Source organism: Thalassospiraceae bacterium LMO-JJ14 (genome assembly GCA_021555105.2).
Lineage (GTDB): Bacteria > Pseudomonadota > Alphaproteobacteria > Rhodospirillales > Casp-alpha2 > UBA4479.
On sequence record CP134604.1, the window covers coordinates 3106914 to 3123128 of the forward strand.

Annotated in this window: 15 protein-coding genes; 10 read left to right on the forward strand and 5 right to left on the reverse strand. The window is 56.2% G+C overall.

Annotated features, from left to right (window positions below; translation table 11 throughout):
* Positions 1-22 precede the first annotated feature (22 nt).
* The 5 genes from L2D14_14700 to L2D14_14720 are packed head-to-tail and all read right to left on the reverse strand — an operon-like array spanning position 23 to position 5301.
* Positions 23-514, reverse strand: coding sequence for a 3-hydroxyacyl-ACP dehydratase FabZ family protein (locus tag L2D14_14700; GenBank protein WNJ99109.1), 492 nt, complete (start codon positions 512-514; stop codon positions 23-25).
* 12 nt (positions 515-526) lie between these two features.
* A complete protein-coding gene (locus tag L2D14_14705; GenBank protein WNJ99110.1) occupies positions 527-1726 on the reverse strand; it encodes an acyl-CoA reductase in 1200 nt (399 codons plus the stop codon).
* Entirely contained in the window at positions 1707-2780 is a 1074-nt protein-coding gene (locus L2D14_14710; GenBank protein WNJ99111.1) for a long-chain fatty acid--CoA ligase, read from the reverse strand. Before L2D14_14710 ends, L2D14_14705 begins: the two co-directional genes overlap by 20 nt.
* The gene (locus L2D14_14715) at positions 2773-4203 is read right to left on the reverse strand and encodes an AMP-binding protein (protein ID WNJ99112.1); all 1431 of its coding nucleotides are present in this window, start codon (positions 4201-4203) and stop codon (positions 2773-2775) included. The genes L2D14_14710 and L2D14_14715 overlap by 8 nt, the downstream gene beginning before the upstream one ends.
* Before the next feature lie 36 nt (positions 4204-4239).
* Positions 4240-5301 (reverse strand): radical SAM protein, encoded by a 1062-nt coding sequence (locus L2D14_14720; protein ID WNJ99113.1) that lies wholly within the window; start codon positions 5299-5301, stop codon positions 4240-4242.
* 255 nt (positions 5302-5556) lie between these two features.
* Between L2D14_14720 and L2D14_14725 the strand changes: the two genes are divergently transcribed.
* The 10 genes from L2D14_14725 (at position 5557) to L2D14_14770 (ending at position 16210) form a co-directional block, all read left to right on the forward strand.
* Positions 5557-6672, forward strand: coding sequence for an N-acetylneuraminate synthase family protein (locus L2D14_14725; GenBank protein ID WNJ99114.1), 1116 nt, complete (start codon positions 5557-5559; stop codon positions 6670-6672).
* Positions 6673-6682: 10 nt separating this feature from the next.
* On the forward strand, positions 6683-8512 hold the full coding sequence (gene asnB / locus L2D14_14730) for an asparagine synthase (glutamine-hydrolyzing) (GenBank protein ID WNJ99115.1): 1830 nt from the start codon (positions 6683-6685) through the stop codon (positions 8510-8512).
* A complete protein-coding gene (locus L2D14_14735; protein ID WNJ99116.1) occupies positions 8509-9228 on the forward strand; it encodes an NTP transferase domain-containing protein in 720 nt (239 codons plus the stop codon). Before asnB ends, L2D14_14735 begins: the two co-directional genes overlap by 4 nt.
* A 60-nt stretch (positions 9229-9288) precedes the next feature.
* Positions 9289-10191, forward strand: a complete 903-nt coding sequence (locus tag L2D14_14740) for a hypothetical protein (GenBank protein WNJ99117.1) — start codon at positions 9289-9291, stop codon at positions 10189-10191.
* Between the two features lie 53 nt (positions 10192-10244).
* Entirely contained in the window at positions 10245-11243 is a 999-nt protein-coding gene (locus L2D14_14745; GenBank protein WNJ99118.1) for a Gfo/Idh/MocA family oxidoreductase, read from the forward strand.
* Positions 11240-12397 carry a DegT/DnrJ/EryC1/StrS family aminotransferase gene (locus tag L2D14_14750; GenBank protein ID WNJ99119.1) on the forward strand — a complete coding sequence of 386 codons (1158 nt, stop codon included), beginning with the start codon at positions 11240-11242 and terminating at the stop codon, positions 12395-12397. The genes L2D14_14745 and L2D14_14750 overlap by 4 nt, the downstream gene beginning before the upstream one ends.
* Before the next feature lie 150 nt (positions 12398-12547).
* Entirely contained in the window at positions 12548-13630 is a 1083-nt protein-coding gene (locus L2D14_14755; protein WNJ99120.1) for an NAD(P)-dependent oxidoreductase, read from the forward strand.
* An 82-nt stretch (positions 13631-13712) separates the two neighbouring features.
* Positions 13713-14324, forward strand: a complete 612-nt coding sequence (gene hisH / locus L2D14_14760; protein WNJ99121.1) for an imidazole glycerol phosphate synthase subunit HisH — start codon at positions 13713-13715, stop codon at positions 14322-14324.
* Entirely contained in the window at positions 14324-15067 is a 744-nt protein-coding gene (locus L2D14_14765) for an imidazole glycerol phosphate synthase cyclase subunit (GenBank protein ID WNK01692.1), read from the forward strand. Before hisH ends, L2D14_14765 begins: the two co-directional genes overlap by 1 nt.
* A 33-nt stretch (positions 15068-15100) precedes the next feature.
* Positions 15101-16210 carry an N-acetyl sugar amidotransferase gene (locus tag L2D14_14770; GenBank protein WNJ99122.1) on the forward strand — a complete coding sequence of 370 codons (1110 nt, stop codon included), beginning with the start codon at positions 15101-15103 and terminating at the stop codon, positions 16208-16210.
* Positions 16211-16215: the final 5 nt, after the last annotated feature.

Genomic DNA, 16215 nt, shown 5'->3' on the forward strand with positions numbered 1-16215 from the left:
TGCGTTTCCATTCTTCGGCCAGTCACCCGCTCACTCTGAACTCTTCAATGATTTCCGGCAGGATCAGCGAGAATTCCGCACGGCACGCCAGTTCCCCGGCGACGGTGCCGGTACCTTCGAGCTTAGCAAGTCCGCGCTTGAATGAAATGACCCGTGTATCGATATCGAAACGATCCCCGGCAAGCACCTTGCGCTTGAAGACCAGCTTGTCGGCTTTCGTCAGATAGCAGACTTTCCCCTTGTTGCCCGGCAGCGTCACCAGCGCAAGGGCCGACATCTGTACCAACGCTTCGATCTGCAGCATACCGGGCATGTTCGGGTCGCCCGGAAAATGGCATTCGAAGAACCAGTCCGTCGACGCCAGATTCTTGTATCCGCGCGCACTCACCCCGGGCACTACTTCCTCGGCAATATCGATCATAAGATAGGGAAAGCGGTTCTTCTGGTAGGCAAGAATATCATCCAGTTCCAGTCTGAGAGCGCTCCCCGCTCGTCCGGCATCATCTGTTTCCAATGGCCAGCCTCCTTATAAAATACTGATCACACGTGAAAGCTGGCGAACGATATCATTGCCGTCCCAGACCAGATCCATCTCCAGCGCCCGGCCGACAGGCACCAGACGATCGAAACCGACAAGCCGCTGGCCGACAACGAACGATGACAGTTCGTCCTTGGAGAAACCAAAATACGTCAAGGTCTGGAACTTCGGGCGAATGGCATCGACGATATCGTCGAGCGCCGCAACCGTGTACTCGAAAAACATTCCGTACCGCCCGCGCGCCGTCTCAAGCTCAGCCGGCAACGCATTCAAATTCAGCCGCACCACATCTATACCGTCGCTGACGATATGCGTTACTTCGTTGACGTTGATGACAGAGGACATCGTCGCCACCAGCTTGTCGACCGCCTGTCCCGCCTCAAGTTCATAAGTCCTACCTACATACTGTCTCACCGCCGGCCAGAACCGTTCACCGGCGGCATCCGGATTATCGCCCGTCCAGATAACGATCTGTGGAGATGAACAGGCATTCTGATCCAGTACATAGGTGTCATTGAAAAAATTGCGGGCCAGACGGTTCATATCCTCATCAGGCAAGCTCAGAACGCTTTCGGCATTCAGCACACACAATGAATAGCGGTCGCCAAAGCACAGATCCATGCACCGGCTGGCGGCGGGGATAGCGCGGATTTCATTCACCGTCGCATCGCCGCCCCAAATGACGCGGGCATCGGCAAGCGCGGAAAAGCCGGCCGTGATTGCGCTGCCGCGCGGATAGCTGACAATTGCCGTTTCCTGCGCAAGTTCGGCAAAACGGTCTTCGCTCAGCACATCGCGAATGGCGTCGATCAGGGCAATTGCCTGTGGCGCAAGTGCCGACGGCACCCGGACAACGTTGGCATTCCCGGCCAACAGCCCCATGACGAGTGAGAATGCGAAATTCACCGGCACATTCGAGGGTGCGATGTGAAACGCAAGCCCCCGGCCAAGGCGAACCTGTCCGTCATCGTATGCCTGTTTCAGACGCGTGAGGTTTGCCTCGCGGCACCAAAACGCAAATGTCGCCAGATCGGGATAGGCCTTGGTCGCGGCGCGCCCGCGTAGCAGCTTCGAAAGCGCGCCTATGAATTCACACGCCAGCGCATCGAACGGCGGACGCGGCCGCGCCGACAGAGACGGGCCGCCTACAAGGTAATCGACGCCTTCATCAGGAAGTGAACGTATCACTGCACCCCCTTACTTCTGCTTGGCGCACACGGCCATGAATAGCAAATGTCTTGCCGAGCCTGCCGCATGGGCAGTCGTCAACACCGAGCCATTCGCCGATGTCTTCCGTAATCAGGACATGGCCTGGATAACTGGACGGCAGCAGCGAGACCAATTCGACGAGCCCTTTTTCGCCCTGTCCGCATTCCGAGAAATCGTTCCCCCGGATCACGATATCGGAAAAGATCGAGCTGTGCAGACGCCCGGCTTCGCATTCCATGAAAATCGAGCCCGTCTGTTCGACCATGCCGTAGTAATTATGCACCCGCTCGATCCCGGTAACGTCGGCCAGGCGCGCCTTGAAAGCGTCATTGTCCACGGCGATGTCGGCCAACTTCTTCCAGCCGCCGCCATGTATCAGAATGCCTTGTTCGAAGGGCAGCTTCAGTCCCTTCTCCGCCAGCGCTTCGATCAGGTGCAGAAAGACGATCGACGTAAAGCCGAAAAGCAGTACCGGTCCGCCTTTGTGCTTCTCAGAAAACGCTTCGATCGCGGCCATATCCAGCGCCATGTTTTCATCTAGGGCATAGGTCACATCGCGCCCGAACATGGAAAACCCGATGATCCCCGCCCCCCGTGCTGAAAAATGCCGGCGGTCCTTGACCACCGAAGCGGAATCGATCACCAGCATCGGCAAGCGTTGCGGACCGATGAAATCACCGACGATCTTCGACAGAACCTTGGTCTGCATGACTGCCGCCGTTTGATCGAGAAATATTTTCGAGACTGCTTGTCCGGATGTGCCGGACGACGTCAGGGTTTTGACGATATCGGCAGGCGGCACGCTCATCAGCTCGAAATCCTTGAACAGGCGAACCGGAAGATATGGATATTCGCGCGTCGTATGCATAACCGACGGATCGAACCCGAGTGCATCGAGGATACGCCGATATTGCCCGCACCCTGCGTAATGATGGCGCGTCAGATCGCCAAGCGCCTCGCCGAACAGGCTGTCCTTGTCCGGTTGGGCCATTGAAAATGGCGGCAGATCAATGACGGCGGCAAGATCAAACATATCGTGCGCCATCTCCGCCGGCCGGTAATTTCGGATACGCTATTTTCCCGGCGCTGTTGCGCGGCAGCACATCGATTTCAGACACACTGTAACCACGCGGGTGCAGGGTCGTGATTTCACCGATCAGGTCACCGACTTTCGTGACCGCGCCGCCATCTGCGACATAGACCTGCATATGCCCATCTTCGCCGACACACGCGCAATCGAACCCGGCGGCACAAAGCTGGCGCTCGATCTCGTCCAGGTTGACGCGATGGCCGTATATTTTCAGAAACCTCTTCTTGCGCCCGACGATACTCATGTAGCCGTCTTCATCACGAACGGCGATATCCCCCGTTGCGATGACACCCCGATTGTCATCCCCCCGGCCAAGATCGGCGCGGCTAACCGCATAGCCCATGCTGACGTTGGCCCCTTCGTACATCAGCTCGCCTGCCGTGCCTGGCGCAGATATCTCATCGCCGGATTCGTCTGCAAGCCACATCCGGCCACCCGGAATGGCGATGCCGATACTCCCCGCCTTGTCGCGGGCACGCGCCGCCGGGACATAGGAAATCCGGGCCGTCGCTTCGGTCTGGCCATACATCGCCACGAATAGCACCCCCTTTTCCGCGCACGTATCGATCATGTCATGCATAAGATCGATTGGCATCCGTCCCCCGGCCTGCGTGATATAACGCAAGCCCGATATGTCCATCTTTGCGAACCTGAGCTTTTTCAATAGCTCATAAATGAATGGAACGCCGCCAAAACTTGTAATGGCGCTGGCATGAAACGTATCCCAGAAGGAGCGCGCCATGATCCCGTCTTCTGTCAGCACCACCGACGCACCGGCGGACAGATGCGTATTCAGGATCGAAAGACCGTACGAATAGCTCATCGGCATGGTCGTGATCGTGCGCTCTGCGGGCGTGATCCCCAGATACTCGTTGATCTGTTGCGTATTCGCATGGATGTTGTCAAAGGACAGGCGGACGAAATTATGACTGCCGGTGGTCCCCGATGTCGAAAGCAGCACGGCCAGATCATCGTGCGGCGCCCCGCCCCCCTTGGTGGCACCGGCAACGAGCTGATAGCCGCCAAAATGTGCGATCACCGCAGCATCGGCAAAGCTTTTGGCCGCATCATCCGGCAAGAAGAGATACTCCGGCCTGAAGGCGTCAATAATCCCCAGAAGCTGGTTCGCCTTGATCGTATGATGCACCAGCATCTGCGCGCGCCCGGCCCGCATCAGACCGGTGTAGGCCGCAACGCAATCCGTTTCATTTCGGCACAGAACGAGCGTCAGGGTTTCGGGCGCGACATGGCGCGCAATTTCATCGCCCCTTGCTTTGAGCGTACGATATGAGGACTGAACACCACGATCAATTAAGGCGATTGCGTCTGGCCAGCGCTCGAAAGCATCAAAAATCGATTTCCGCATAGGCTTTTCTGCCCGTTCTGTGCCCTGAAAGTTTTTCTACTCGGCCGGCACTTGAAGAAAATCTTCCTCCGCGAAAATGTCTTCGGCAAGAGATGGCTTGAAAATCGTCGTTTTCTCTTTGCGCAGGAAATTGTTCACAAAATCCTGATCCTCACCGGCCAGGCATTTGCTCGAATGTTCCCTGAAATACTTGATACGGAATCCGAAATCGGAAATTTCCTTCAGTGTATTTTCGAACACATTGCCGATCTTGATATGCACGTACGGACACGCCAGCACATCGCCGATGGGGGTGACGTAAAGGCGGTTGACGGTATTGCATCCGAGGACGGCTTCGTAGTTGCGGTCAAACGGATCCCACAGATTGCGCAGCACGTTCTTATACTTTTTACGCATTTCGATCAGGTGCGCCTTGTCTTCATCGTCGACCATGATTTCAGACATCTGGTGCCACATGCCAGCAGGCGTCGCGACATTGACCAGCGTCGTGTAGCGCTTGTCCTTGGAATACTCCATCAGCAGCTTTACGTCTTCAGAAAGCGCGTTGTAGTGGCCGACCGTGATGTTCATGTACGGCGCCATACCCGCATTCTTGACGTGCTCGAGGGCTTCCATGGCACGGCGCCAGGAATCCTTGCGACCGCGGAACCGGTCGTGCTCTTCCGGATCCATGCTGTCGATACTGACGGAGACGCGATTGACGCCGGCCTTGGCCAGACGTTCGGCCATCGGCGCATCCAGGAAATATCCGTTCGTCGTCAGATACAGATAAAACCGGCTCGGCCGGATGGCTTCGATGACCTCGAACAAAAGATCGGGTTGCAGCAGCAGCTCACCGCCCTGCAGATCCCATTCAAAGATGCCCAGTTCATCGGCCTGATCGGCAATCTCGTAAATCTTTTCAGGTGACAGCACCTCTTTGACGTGGTCGCCCTTGGGCGAGTTCGTGAAACAGTGCTCGCAACGTAAATTGCACGCATTGTTTACGTTGACGTCGATGCCTCGTTGTTTGGTGCCGATTTTGCCATCGTTCTTGCGAACGGCGTCATGAAAGGATTTGAATTTTTCAAGCACGCGCGGCTTGTCTAGTAGTCGCATAGGAGTTCTCTCCTGTGTTCCATTCTCACTGGCAAAACAAAAATGCCAGCTTGGGACGTGTACCATATAGGAAAATGAAGAATAATTATAGGTATTTATTCGGTATTTCCGGGCATCTGGGAAAACGCCACATTCAAAATAATGCCTTCAAAATCTATACATCTAGGCGAGTAAAGGCCATGTGAAGATTGTTGCAGCGGCTTCGGAATAATTCGGGATTTTCATATATTTACCCAATTTTCAGAAACCGCATGCATGATCATCAAAGATCGGCGGTTAAATTCACAAGGTTTTTCGTGGCAATCGCTTTATGCTAAGGACGAGCGAGAGCAGAACGGCTTTTTGCAAGGGTTTCAGGTGCACACTCCATCTTCATTTTATGGCGACGGCGTCTTCATTATCGCCGAAGTCGGCAACAATCACGAAGGCGACTTCGCCCTTGCCCAGGAAATGGTCGGACTCGCCGCCGAAACCGGTGTCGATGCGGTCAAATTCCAGACCATCGTCCCCGAGCGCTTCGTCAAACGCAGCGACGAGCCGCGCTTTTCCACACTCAAGAAGTTCGAATTCAGCTACGACCAGTTCAGTCAGCTTTCAAAACAGGCCCATGCGGCCGGTCTCAAATTCATGTCGACACCTTTCGACCTGGAAAGCGCGGCCTTCCTCGGCAGCATCTGCGATGCAATCAAGATCGCATCCAGCGACAACACCTTCTATGCCTTGATCGAAGAAGCGGCGAAAACGACACTGCCGCTGGTGATCTCGACCGGACTTGCGAACGAGGCGGAAATCCGCATCGCCGTTAGGACCGTCGATGATATCTGGGACGGCAAGCGGCTGCCGATTGATCTCGGGCTTTTGCATTGCGTAAGCAATTACCCTACCGACCCCGTGAACGCCAATATCGCCGCCATATCCACAATCGCGAAAAATTTCCCCAGGCGCACACCCGGTTATTCCGATCACACCATTGGTATTGATGCGGCGAAGCTTGCCGTAGGCGCTGGTGCCAGGATCATCGAAAAGCATTTCACCATCGCCAACGATCATTCCGACTTCCGCGACCATCAGTTATCCGCCGACCCCCGGACCATGAAACGGCTGGTCGAGGAAATCCGTGCCGCAGAAGCCATGCTCGGGGACGGGCAGATCGAAATGGCGGATTGCGAAAAGGACATTGCGCCACAGATCCGGCGTTCCATCGTCGCTGCGCGCAGGCTCGAGGGCGGTCATACAGTCGGCCGCGACGACCTGAACTGGACCCGTCCCGGCACCGGCATGCCCCCCGGCCGGGAGCAGGATATCATCGGCCGGAAGCTCAAGTCGCCGATGGCCGAGGGCGATCCTTTCACACCCAGCAACCTGATCTGAGGCCGCTGGGATGTGTGGCATCGCCGGTGCGTTCGGCCCCCAGCCCACCGACGCCCAGCGCATCCACGGCGCGCTCGCCAGCATGCGTCATCGGGGCCCGGATGCCGAAGCGGCGGCAAATTATACGCTCGGCGAAAACCATATCAGCCTGCTGCATACCCGCCTCGCCATCATTGATCTTGATCCCCGCGCCAACCAGCCGTTTGAACGCGACGGCATCGCACTGACCTACAACGGCGAAATCTATAACTACGTCGAACTTCGCGATGAGCTGACCTCGCTCGGACATAGTTTCAGCACAGCATCAGATACCGAGGTACTTATCGAAGCCTATAGGGAATGGGGGCCTGCGTTTCTCGACCGGCTCGACGGTATGTGGGCGTTCGCGCTTTTCGATCGTACTACCTCGGAGCTGATCTTGAGCCGTGACCGTTTCGGCGAAAAACCGCTCTATACGTGGTTTGTCGGCGACACGCTCTATTTCGCCTCGGAAATCAAAACGCTGACGGCACTGGTGGGACGCAAACCACCGGTCAATACGGAACAACTGCGCCGCTATCTCGTCAACGGATACAAGTGCCTGGGCAAAAGCGGGCAGACATATTTCGAAGGCGTGAGTGCATTGCCCAGCGGCAGTTGCGCAATCATGCAAACCCCGGCACGACCGGCCCCGGCGCCTTATTGGCGGCTTGCCATGGACACCCGCGAGACCTCATTCGAAGATGCCGTCGCTCATGCCAAAAGCCTGCTTATCCGCGCTGTCGAAACCCGGATGCGTGCCGATGTACCGCTTGCCTTCTGCCTTTCCGGCGGTGTCGATTCTGCAACGCTCGCCGCCATTGCGGCCAAGAACATGGGCCACGACATTCATTGTTTCTCGATCATCGACAGTGATGAACGTTATGACGAAAGCGCCAACATAGACATCATGGTCCGGCATCTCGACTGCCGGCATCACCGGGTCCAAACATCGACGGAAGGATTTTTCGAGCGGCTCAGAGCGCAGGTTGCGGCTCATGACGCGCCCGTCGTCACCATCAGCTATTACATGCATGCGTTCCTGTCCGAAGCGATTGCCGAGAACGGTTACAAAATCGCCATTTCCGGCACGGCTGCGGATGAAATCTTCACTGGCTATTACGATCATTATTCGATGTGGCTGGCGGCGATGCATGACACCCCCGGCGTGGACTTCGAGGCCCTGGTCGGTGCTTGGAAATCGGGTATGGGCGCCTTTGTTCAGAACCCGGGGCTTCAGGACCCGTTATGCTTCGTCAAGAACCCCGACCAGCGCGATCACATTACGCTCGACCGCGCGCTTTTTTCCTCGTTTCTGACTGAACCGTTTTCCGAATCCTGGTCGGAAGACAACTATACCGATGCACTGCTCAGAAACCGCATGGCGAACGAATTGTTCACCGAAGCCGTTCCTGTGATTTTGAACGAGGACGATCTGAACTCGATGATGTTCTCGATCGAGAACCGCTCGCCATTCCTAGACCGGGCGCTGGTCGAATATCTGTACTCGGTGCCGGCACGCCATCTCATGGGAGGTGGCTATGCAAAACGCATCCTGCGCGAAATCGGCGCCGGGATCGTTCCCGATCAGGTCCGTCTTGATACCCGAAAGCGCGGCTTCAATGCCTCGATCAACTCGCTTGTCGACCGGAATGACCCGGAAACCCGGGAAATTCTGCTCAGCGAGAGCCCGATCTTCGACATCGTCAAACGTAGCGCCATCGAAGAATTCCTGAACGGCGACATGGCATCCAACAGCTTCTCGAAATTCCTTTTCAGCTTTATCTCGTCAAAGCTGTTCCTGGAAACCCAGGCACAATGAGCACTGTTTGCATCATACAGGCGCGCCATACCTCAACCCGTTTGCCGGGCAAGATGATCCTGCCGCTCTGTGGCGTGCCGGTCATTGAACACATCATCAACCGTGCACGCAGCGTTACAGAAATCGACCGCATCTGCGTGACGATCCCCGAAGGAGACGCCCAAGCGCCGTTGGCCGACTTCCTTGCTCGGTTCAAAGATGTCCACATCTCACGCGGACCCGAGGAACACCTGCTGACCCGCTTTGCCATCGCCGCAGATGAAACCGGCGCCGATATCGTCGTCAGGCTTTGGGGCGATTGTCCGGCCATCGATCCTGCCGTCATCCGCCGACTGCTCGGGACTTTCTCGCATGAAGGCGCGGACTGGGCATATCTGAGCGGTAAAAGCGGCTATCCGCTCGGATACGAATGCCAGGCGATCCGTGCCGCCGCGCTGCAATCGGCGAACCGGGAAGCCGTTGATCCCGCCGACCTTGAATACCTGCATTCCTATTTCGACAAGTTTCCCGAACGATTTTCAAAATCCGATATACGCAGACCCGGCTTTACCGGCGATACGGCAAGTGCGTTGCAGATGCTTCTGGACACGCATGAAGATTATCGGAATTTACAAGCCATCTTTGCTACACTTTACCCGGGCAATCCGATGTTCGGATTGTCCGAAGTCGAGGCTCTGGCGGCGAGGGAACCGTCACTTTTTGCCGCGCCATCTTAATCATCGCTCAACTTTCATGGCCTAAGACAACGATAACCACTTTCAGATTTCAGGAGCAGAATGTTGAAAACCATTAACTTCCATGTCGGAAGCGGACGTTGCGGATCGACGCTTATACAAGCGCTTTTCAACGACAAGATGTTCCATGAAATCTTCGCCCAGCATTCGATCAAATACGACCCGCACATTTACCGCGACACCGGCATGATAGCCCATGACGAGACATTCATCCGCGAGCACTGGCAGCCCGTAAAGGATCAGTATTTCACCCCTATGGAGTCGTTGGCGGAACAGAGTTTTTTCGTCACCCAGGAAAACCTTTTGGGGATGCGTTCGGAAAAGGGCCAAAAGAACATCTGCGATGTATCGTGCGAGAAAATCGCATTCCTTGCGGAAGGCTACCATCCAAAGATCATCATCCTTGTCCGGCGCCAGGACACCTATATCGAATCGCTCTATAACCAGTGCATCAAACGCTATGAAACACGGGACTTTCAGACGTTTTGTGACGACTTCCCGCGTGAAAACTGGCACTGGGCCGACAATATCGAGACCTACGCTAAATTCTTTGGCCGAGAAAACGTCACCGTCATTCCGTTCGAGCAGAAGGTATATGCGGAATCCGAACATTCCGGCTTTCTCGCCGCAGTCATCATGGCAATCGGCGTTGAAACGCGGCTTGCGTTCAGGGACCTCCCCGTCATCAATCCCAGCCTTGCACCGCGCGCCGTGGAAGTCATGCGCGTCGCCAACAAGCATCTGAGCAAGCGTGAAGCGCATAATCTTGCAGACTGGTTCGAAGCGCATGTGCAAAAGGATCCGAACGACCGCTACAGGCTTATGAACGATGAACTGCGAAGCGAGATCGTTGCATACTTCAAGGAATCCAATGCACGTTTGTGCGATGAATACTTCACCGGGTTTCCCGCGGCGAAAGCATACTATACCGGCGCGGACCTCTGAATGAGCGCCTGAACGGTCAAGCTATGGCGAACGCTAACAGCGGAAATGATAAAATGGGCGTTGCCGTGCTTGGCCTCGGCGTCGGCGAGCAGCATGCGGTTGCCTTCAATGCAGACCCGCGCACGGAAATCCGCTGGCTGATCGATCTCGATAAGGCGCGGGCGAGTGACGTGCAATCCCGTATCGGTGCCGGTCAGACCACAAGCGCGCTGAATACAGCGCTTGACGATCCCGCCGTCGATATCGTCTCCATCGCCAGCTTCGATCACATGCATACCGGACAAGTCTTACAGTGCCTTGAAGCGGGCAAGCATGTCTTTGTCGAAAAGCCGCTGTGCCGCACGGCGGATGAGCTTTCATCGATCATCAAGGCATGGCAGGCGGCCGGGCAACCGAATCTGGCGTCCAACCTCGTGCTGCGCGACGCCGATTTGTACCGATGGCTGGCCAGCGAGATTGCCGCCGGCAATCTGGGCCGTATCTATGCCATCGACGGCGATTACCTGTACGGGCGCCTTGAAAAGATTACCGAAGGCTGGCGCAAGGATGTGCCGGATTATTCGGTGATCGAAGGTGGTGGAATTCACCTGATCGATCTGATGCTGATGCTCTCGGGCGAACGTCCGACGAGTGTGAATTGTATCGGTAACCGCATCGCCAGCGACGGCACCGGCTTCAACTACGATGACTTCATGGCCGCGACCTATACCTTCCCTTCCGGGTTGATCGGGCGCATCACGGCGAATTTCGGCTGCGTGCACAGGCACCATCATGTGCTGCGCGTATTCGGCACCGAGGCGACCTTCATATACGACGATGCCGGACCGCGGTTACACAAGACCTGCGAAGAGAACAGACGCGCCGAGCCCGTTGTGCAAAACCCGCTGCCCGCGTCCAAGGGCGCCTTGATCCCGGCCTTTATCGACGCCATCGAAAGCGGGGCAGATCCGGCACCGCAGGCCTACCGGGAGTTCGATCTGATCCGCGCCGTCGCCGCCACCGACACCGCACACGCCAATCATGCAACCCAGAACATCGAGTACGATACATGAACAATCCTGCTGCAAAATACAACATTCCCTTCGGCCGGCCGTGGATCGAGGATGAGGACCGCGACGCCGTCATGCGGGTGCTGCAAGGCCACATTCTGACGCACGGTCCGGAATGCAAGGGGTTCGAGGATGAATGGGTTGCCATGATGGGCGGCGGTTATGCTGCGTCCACGTCGTCGTGCATGGCATCGCTGCACCTGGCGTGGCTCGATCTCGGTGTCGGTCCGGGCGATGAGGTAATCGTTCCCGCCATGACGCACGCGGCAACCGTGCACGCAGTGGCGTTGTGCGGCGCCACGCCGGTCTTCGTCGACTGTGAGGCCGGATCGGGCAACATGACGGCGGAGGCGATCGAAGCTGCTATTACGGAAAAGACCAAAGGCATAGGCATCGTGCATTATATCGGCATCCCCTGCGACATGCCGAAAATCATGGCCGTGGCGGACGCCGCCGGTTTGCCGGTAGTCGAGGATTGCGCCATCGCGGTCGGCTCAAGGATCGACGGCGTGCACGTCGGCCTGTTCGGTCACGTCGGCTGCTTTTCGTTTTATCCGGTCAAGCACATCACCACCTGCGAAGGCGGCATGATCGTTTCCAAGGATGAAGAAACCGTGGCGCGCATCGCCAAGTTCCGCGCCTTCAGCGTCGACCGCACCCATTCAGAGCGCAAGGTCCCCGGCATCTACGATGTCGCCGACATCGGCATGAATTACCGGATGAGCGAAATGCAGGGCGCACTCGGACGTGTGCAGATCAGAAAAATCCCGGAGATCCTCAAACGCCGCAAAGCTAACTTCGAGGCGTTGAAGGCCGGACTGGAAAAACTTGGTTCTATCCGCGTTATCGATGATATGGATCCCCGTTTCACCAACACCCATTATTGCCTGATTGCGGTCCTGGAAGGCAGCCTTGCCGCACGCCGCGACGACACCATACTGGCACTGCAAAGCATGGGTGTCGGCACCAGCGTTTATTATCCGCACCCTGTGTCGCGGCTCACAGCTTATAATAAACGCTACGGTTATACTCCGGGGCGTTATGCAAACGCGGAGTTGATTAGCGACACGTCCATCGCGTTACCGGTCGGGCCGCACCTGAAGACGGATGATATGAAAGATATTGCCGAGGCTCTCGGCATAGTCATCAACGGCTAAAGGCACGAAGAAATTTAGATGATTAAATTCCTGAGTGTTTTTTTCACATGTATCTGGTATGGTGGCTCGTTTCGACGTGGTTAACAGCTTCACATCAACGGCGTCACTTCCCAGAAAGTGGAAGGCTTTACTCAGAATGAGAGGTCTATCATGGTCCAAAAATTAACTCCCGATCTCGTTAAAAAACGGATGGCAGGCGAGCGTGTGTCGCTGGTTGGCGGTGCCGGTTTCATCGGCCACAATCTGGCAATTGCGCTTCGCGCTGTCGGCGTTGAAGTCCAGATCGTCGACAACCTGATGCAGAATAATATGCTGGCCAACGTCAGCGACAGGGAGATTGACGATTTCCGACGCCAGCTCAATCACAACTTCCTGGTTCAGCGTTTCGAAATGATGCGCAATGCCGGAGTCATTATGGACAACGCCGATGCGCGATCCATGACCGACCTTGCTGAAACCCTGAAACGCTTCCAACCGACCAAAATCGTACATCTGTCGGCAATATCGAGTGCCGTTGATGCCAAGAAGACACCGGGACATTGCTTCGATTTACAGTTGGTAACCCTCCGCAACGTGCTGGAATTCACGCGCCTGTTCCCGAACGAGGTGAACGAGGTGGTGTTCATGAGCTCATCGACCGTTTACGGCGACTTTGAAACCGAAACCGTCGATGAAAGTGTGCGCCCGCGGCCGTATGGCATATATGCCAACGCCAAGTTCATGGGCGAGCGGCTGATCCGCACCTATCACGACCAGTACGGGCTCGGCGTCACCATTATCCGTCCGAGCGCGCTTTACGGCGAACGTTGCATCAGCCGCCGGGTCAGCCAGGTATTCATCGAGAATGCCCTGATGGGCAAACCGCTCCTGCTCGAAGGCGGTGGCGATGGCCGTCTCGACTTCACGTATATCGAGGATCTGGTGGACGGTATCATCCGCTCCATGGCATCGACCGGGGGTACAGGCACGTCGAACACTTTCAATATTACCTTCGGAAACGCCCGGACTATTCTTGAACTCGCCAACGTGGTGAAGTCCGTGGTGCCGAATGCGATCCTTGAAGAGCGTCCGCGCGACGTGATCAAACCGATCCGTGGGACGCTGTCGACGGACCGCGCCAGAGAACACCTGAATTTTGTCCCGCAGTGGACGCTCGAAGTCGGCTACAAGCGCTATTGCGAATGGTACGTGGATCAATGGGAACGCACGCGCCATCGCATGGAATATAACTGAGCCTGCTGCTTTTGTTTTCTGCTGTCACGTTTTGTGCCGGCAATCCTGAAAACAATAGCGAGGTTCAGCTTTCAGGCTGCACATGATCGGCATTATCGATTACGGACTAGGCAATCTGCGCTCTGTTCTGGGCGCGGTGGAAAAGCTTGGCCACAAAGGCGCGATCAGCGCCAATGCATCGACGCTCATGCTTGCGGACAAACTGATCCTGCCGGGTGTCGGCGCATTTGGCGACGGCATGCGTAATCTTGACGAACGCGGATTGATCGAGCCGTTGAATGAACTGGTGCAGGACCGGAAAGTTCCGATCCTCGGCATTTGCCTCGGGTTTCAACTTCTGGGCCAAGGCAGCGAAGAATTCGGCGAGCATGCCGGGCTCGGCTGGATCCCCGGCACCGTCAAACGCATCCGCCCGGAAGACGAAACGCTCCGCGTGCCGCATGTCGGGTGGAACGACTTCGAGCAAACCGCTGATTGCATCCTGTTCGACGAAGTCCCGGACCCGGCCCTGTTTTACTTCGTGCACAGCTATCACCTTGAAGCCGACCCAGGCATCACAGTCGGCACCTGCACATATGGCACACCACTGGTTGCCGCCGTGCAGTCGGGCAACGTTTTCGGCACACAGTTCCACCCGGAAAAAAGCCAGCAGCACGGGCTCAAGGTGATGCAGAATTTTCTGGAGCGCGCGTGATGCTGAGAAAACGGATCATCACGGTTCTGACGCTGAATGACGGAACGCTTTTCCGGACCAAACTGTTCACGCCCGATTACCGTTACACACTGAATTTCGTCGATGCCTGGTCGGTGGACGAAATTGCCATTCTGGACGTGACGCGCGGCGATACCCCGGACCGGGAAAAGTTCTTCTCCGCCGTTGCCGATTTCGCGCAGACCTGTTTCGTGCCGATCTCGGTCGGTGGCGGCATCCGCAAGCCCGAAGACGTCAACCGGTATATGGCTGCCGGCGCTGACAAGGTCATCGTCAATACAGGCGCCTTGGAAAACCCGAAACTAATTAGTGACATTGCCAATGCCTATGGATCGCAATGTGTTGTTCTATCCATCGATGCGGCAAAGCGCGAAAACGGCTACGAGGTGATGTCGCATTTCGGCACGACACCAACCGGCCACGACCCGGCAACATGGGCAAAGTATGCACAATCCCTCGGCGCCGGCGAGATCCTTATTACCGCGATCGAACGGGATGGCGCACTGCAAGGCTATGATCTGGATTTGTGCGCAGAGGTCGCCGATGCAGTTTCCATTCCAGTGCAGGTCCTGGGCGGATGCGGCAACTGGCAGCACATGACGGCGGCGTTCGCCCTCAACGGTGTCTCTGCGGCCTGCACACAGAACATCTATCACTTCACCGAACAGAGTATCGCCAGTGCGAAAAAATATCTCGACGCCAAAGGCGTCCCGGTCCGGGTATAATCTACTGATTCGCAAGGCCTACAGGGAAAAAACGTGATCAAATTTTGCAATACCTGCTTGATGCCGAACACCCGGCCCCGCGTCGAGTTCGATGCGGACGGCATCTGCAATGCTTGCCATACGGCGGAGCGAAAAAACACCATCGACTGGGACGCTCGACGTACCGAATTCCTGGAATTGATCGAGCCGTATCGGGGCCATGATGGCCCCTATGACTGCATCGTGCCGTGGTCCGGCGGCAAGGATTCCTCCGCCATAGCCTATCGCATCAAGTTCGAGTTCGGCCTCAACCCCCTGCTGGTCACCTTTTCGCCGCTGATGCCCGATCAGGTGGCGCAGCACAATCGCGAGGAAATGATCAAACTCGGCTTTGACCAGCTGATGATCCGGCCCAACCAGAAAGTCTCGCGTCGGCTATCGAAGCGGTTCTTCACAGAACGCGGCGATCCGAAGATCCACTGGAACGCCGGTGTCAATGCCGCACCGGTGCAGGTCGCGGTGAACTACAATATCCCGCTGATTTTCTATGCCGAACACGGCGAAAGCGAATACGGCGGTCGCGTATTGTCCGACGATCACATGAAGATGCGTGATTTTACCGAAGTCCTCGAACACCAGATCGGCGACGACCCGTTCAACTGGATGGATGACGAGATCGCCGAGCATGATCTGGCACCGTACCTTTATCCCGATTTGGGACGCGTCGAAGAGGTCGGTGTGAAAGCGCTGTATTTCGGTTATTTCTTCCGCTGGTCGATGCTCGATAACTGGAACTTCATCAAAGACAAGATTGACTTCCATACTGCCGCAAACGGCCGCACTGACGGCACCTTTACCGACTTCGACAGTCTCGATGACAAGATCGACAACCTTTATTACTACATGCAATTCATCAAGTTCGGCTTCGGGCGATGCGTCCGCGATGCCTGCCGCATGATCCAGAATGGCCAGATGAGCCGCGACGAAGGCCTCGACCTGGTACGGAAGTTCGACGCCGAATTCCCGACGACGTATCACGCCGATCATCTGGATTATCTGGATCTCAGCGAAGCGGAGTTTACCGGGATCGTCGACAAGCACCGCGATCCTGAAATCTGGGCCGAGCAAGGAAACGCGTGGGTACTGAAACACCCGCCGGAGTAAACTTG

What these genes read in the sequence shown, in the direction of transcription:
- L2D14_14750 (WNJ99119.1), top strand. Translation starts at nt 11,240, where the DNA reads ATGAACAATCCTGCTGCAAAATACAACATTCCCTTCGGCCGGCCGTGG.
- hisH (WNJ99121.1), top strand. Translation starts at nt 13,713, where the DNA reads ATGATCGGCATTATCGATTACGGACTAGGCAATCTGCGCTCTGTTCTG.
- L2D14_14745 (WNJ99118.1), top strand. Translation starts at nt 10,245, where the DNA reads ATGGGCGTTGCCGTGCTTGGCCTCGGCGTCGGCGAGCAGCATGCGGTT.
- asnB (WNJ99115.1), top strand. Translation starts at nt 6,683, where the DNA reads ATGTGTGGCATCGCCGGTGCGTTCGGCCCCCAGCCCACCGACGCCCAG.
- L2D14_14765 (WNK01692.1), top strand. Translation starts at nt 14,324, where the DNA reads ATGCTGAGAAAACGGATCATCACGGTTCTGACGCTGAATGACGGAACG.
- L2D14_14735 (WNJ99116.1), top strand. Translation starts at nt 8,509, where the DNA reads ATGAGCACTGTTTGCATCATACAGGCGCGCCATACCTCAACCCGTTTG.
- L2D14_14740 (WNJ99117.1), top strand. Translation starts at nt 9,289, where the DNA reads ATGTTGAAAACCATTAACTTCCATGTCGGAAGCGGACGTTGCGGATCG.
- L2D14_14725 (WNJ99114.1), top strand. Translation starts at nt 5,557, where the DNA reads ATGATCATCAAAGATCGGCGGTTAAATTCACAAGGTTTTTCGTGGCAA.
- L2D14_14715 (WNJ99112.1), bottom strand. Translation starts at nt 4,203, where the DNA reads ATGCGGAAATCGATTTTTGATGCTTTCGAGCGCTGGCCAGACGCAATC.
- L2D14_14720 (WNJ99113.1), bottom strand. Translation starts at nt 5,301, where the DNA reads ATGCGACTACTAGACAAGCCGCGCGTGCTTGAAAAATTCAAATCCTTT.
- L2D14_14755 (WNJ99120.1), top strand. Translation starts at nt 12,548, where the DNA reads ATGGTCCAAAAATTAACTCCCGATCTCGTTAAAAAACGGATGGCAGGC.
- L2D14_14710 (WNJ99111.1), bottom strand. Translation starts at nt 2,780, where the DNA reads ATGTTTGATCTTGCCGCCGTCATTGATCTGCCGCCATTTTCAATGGCC.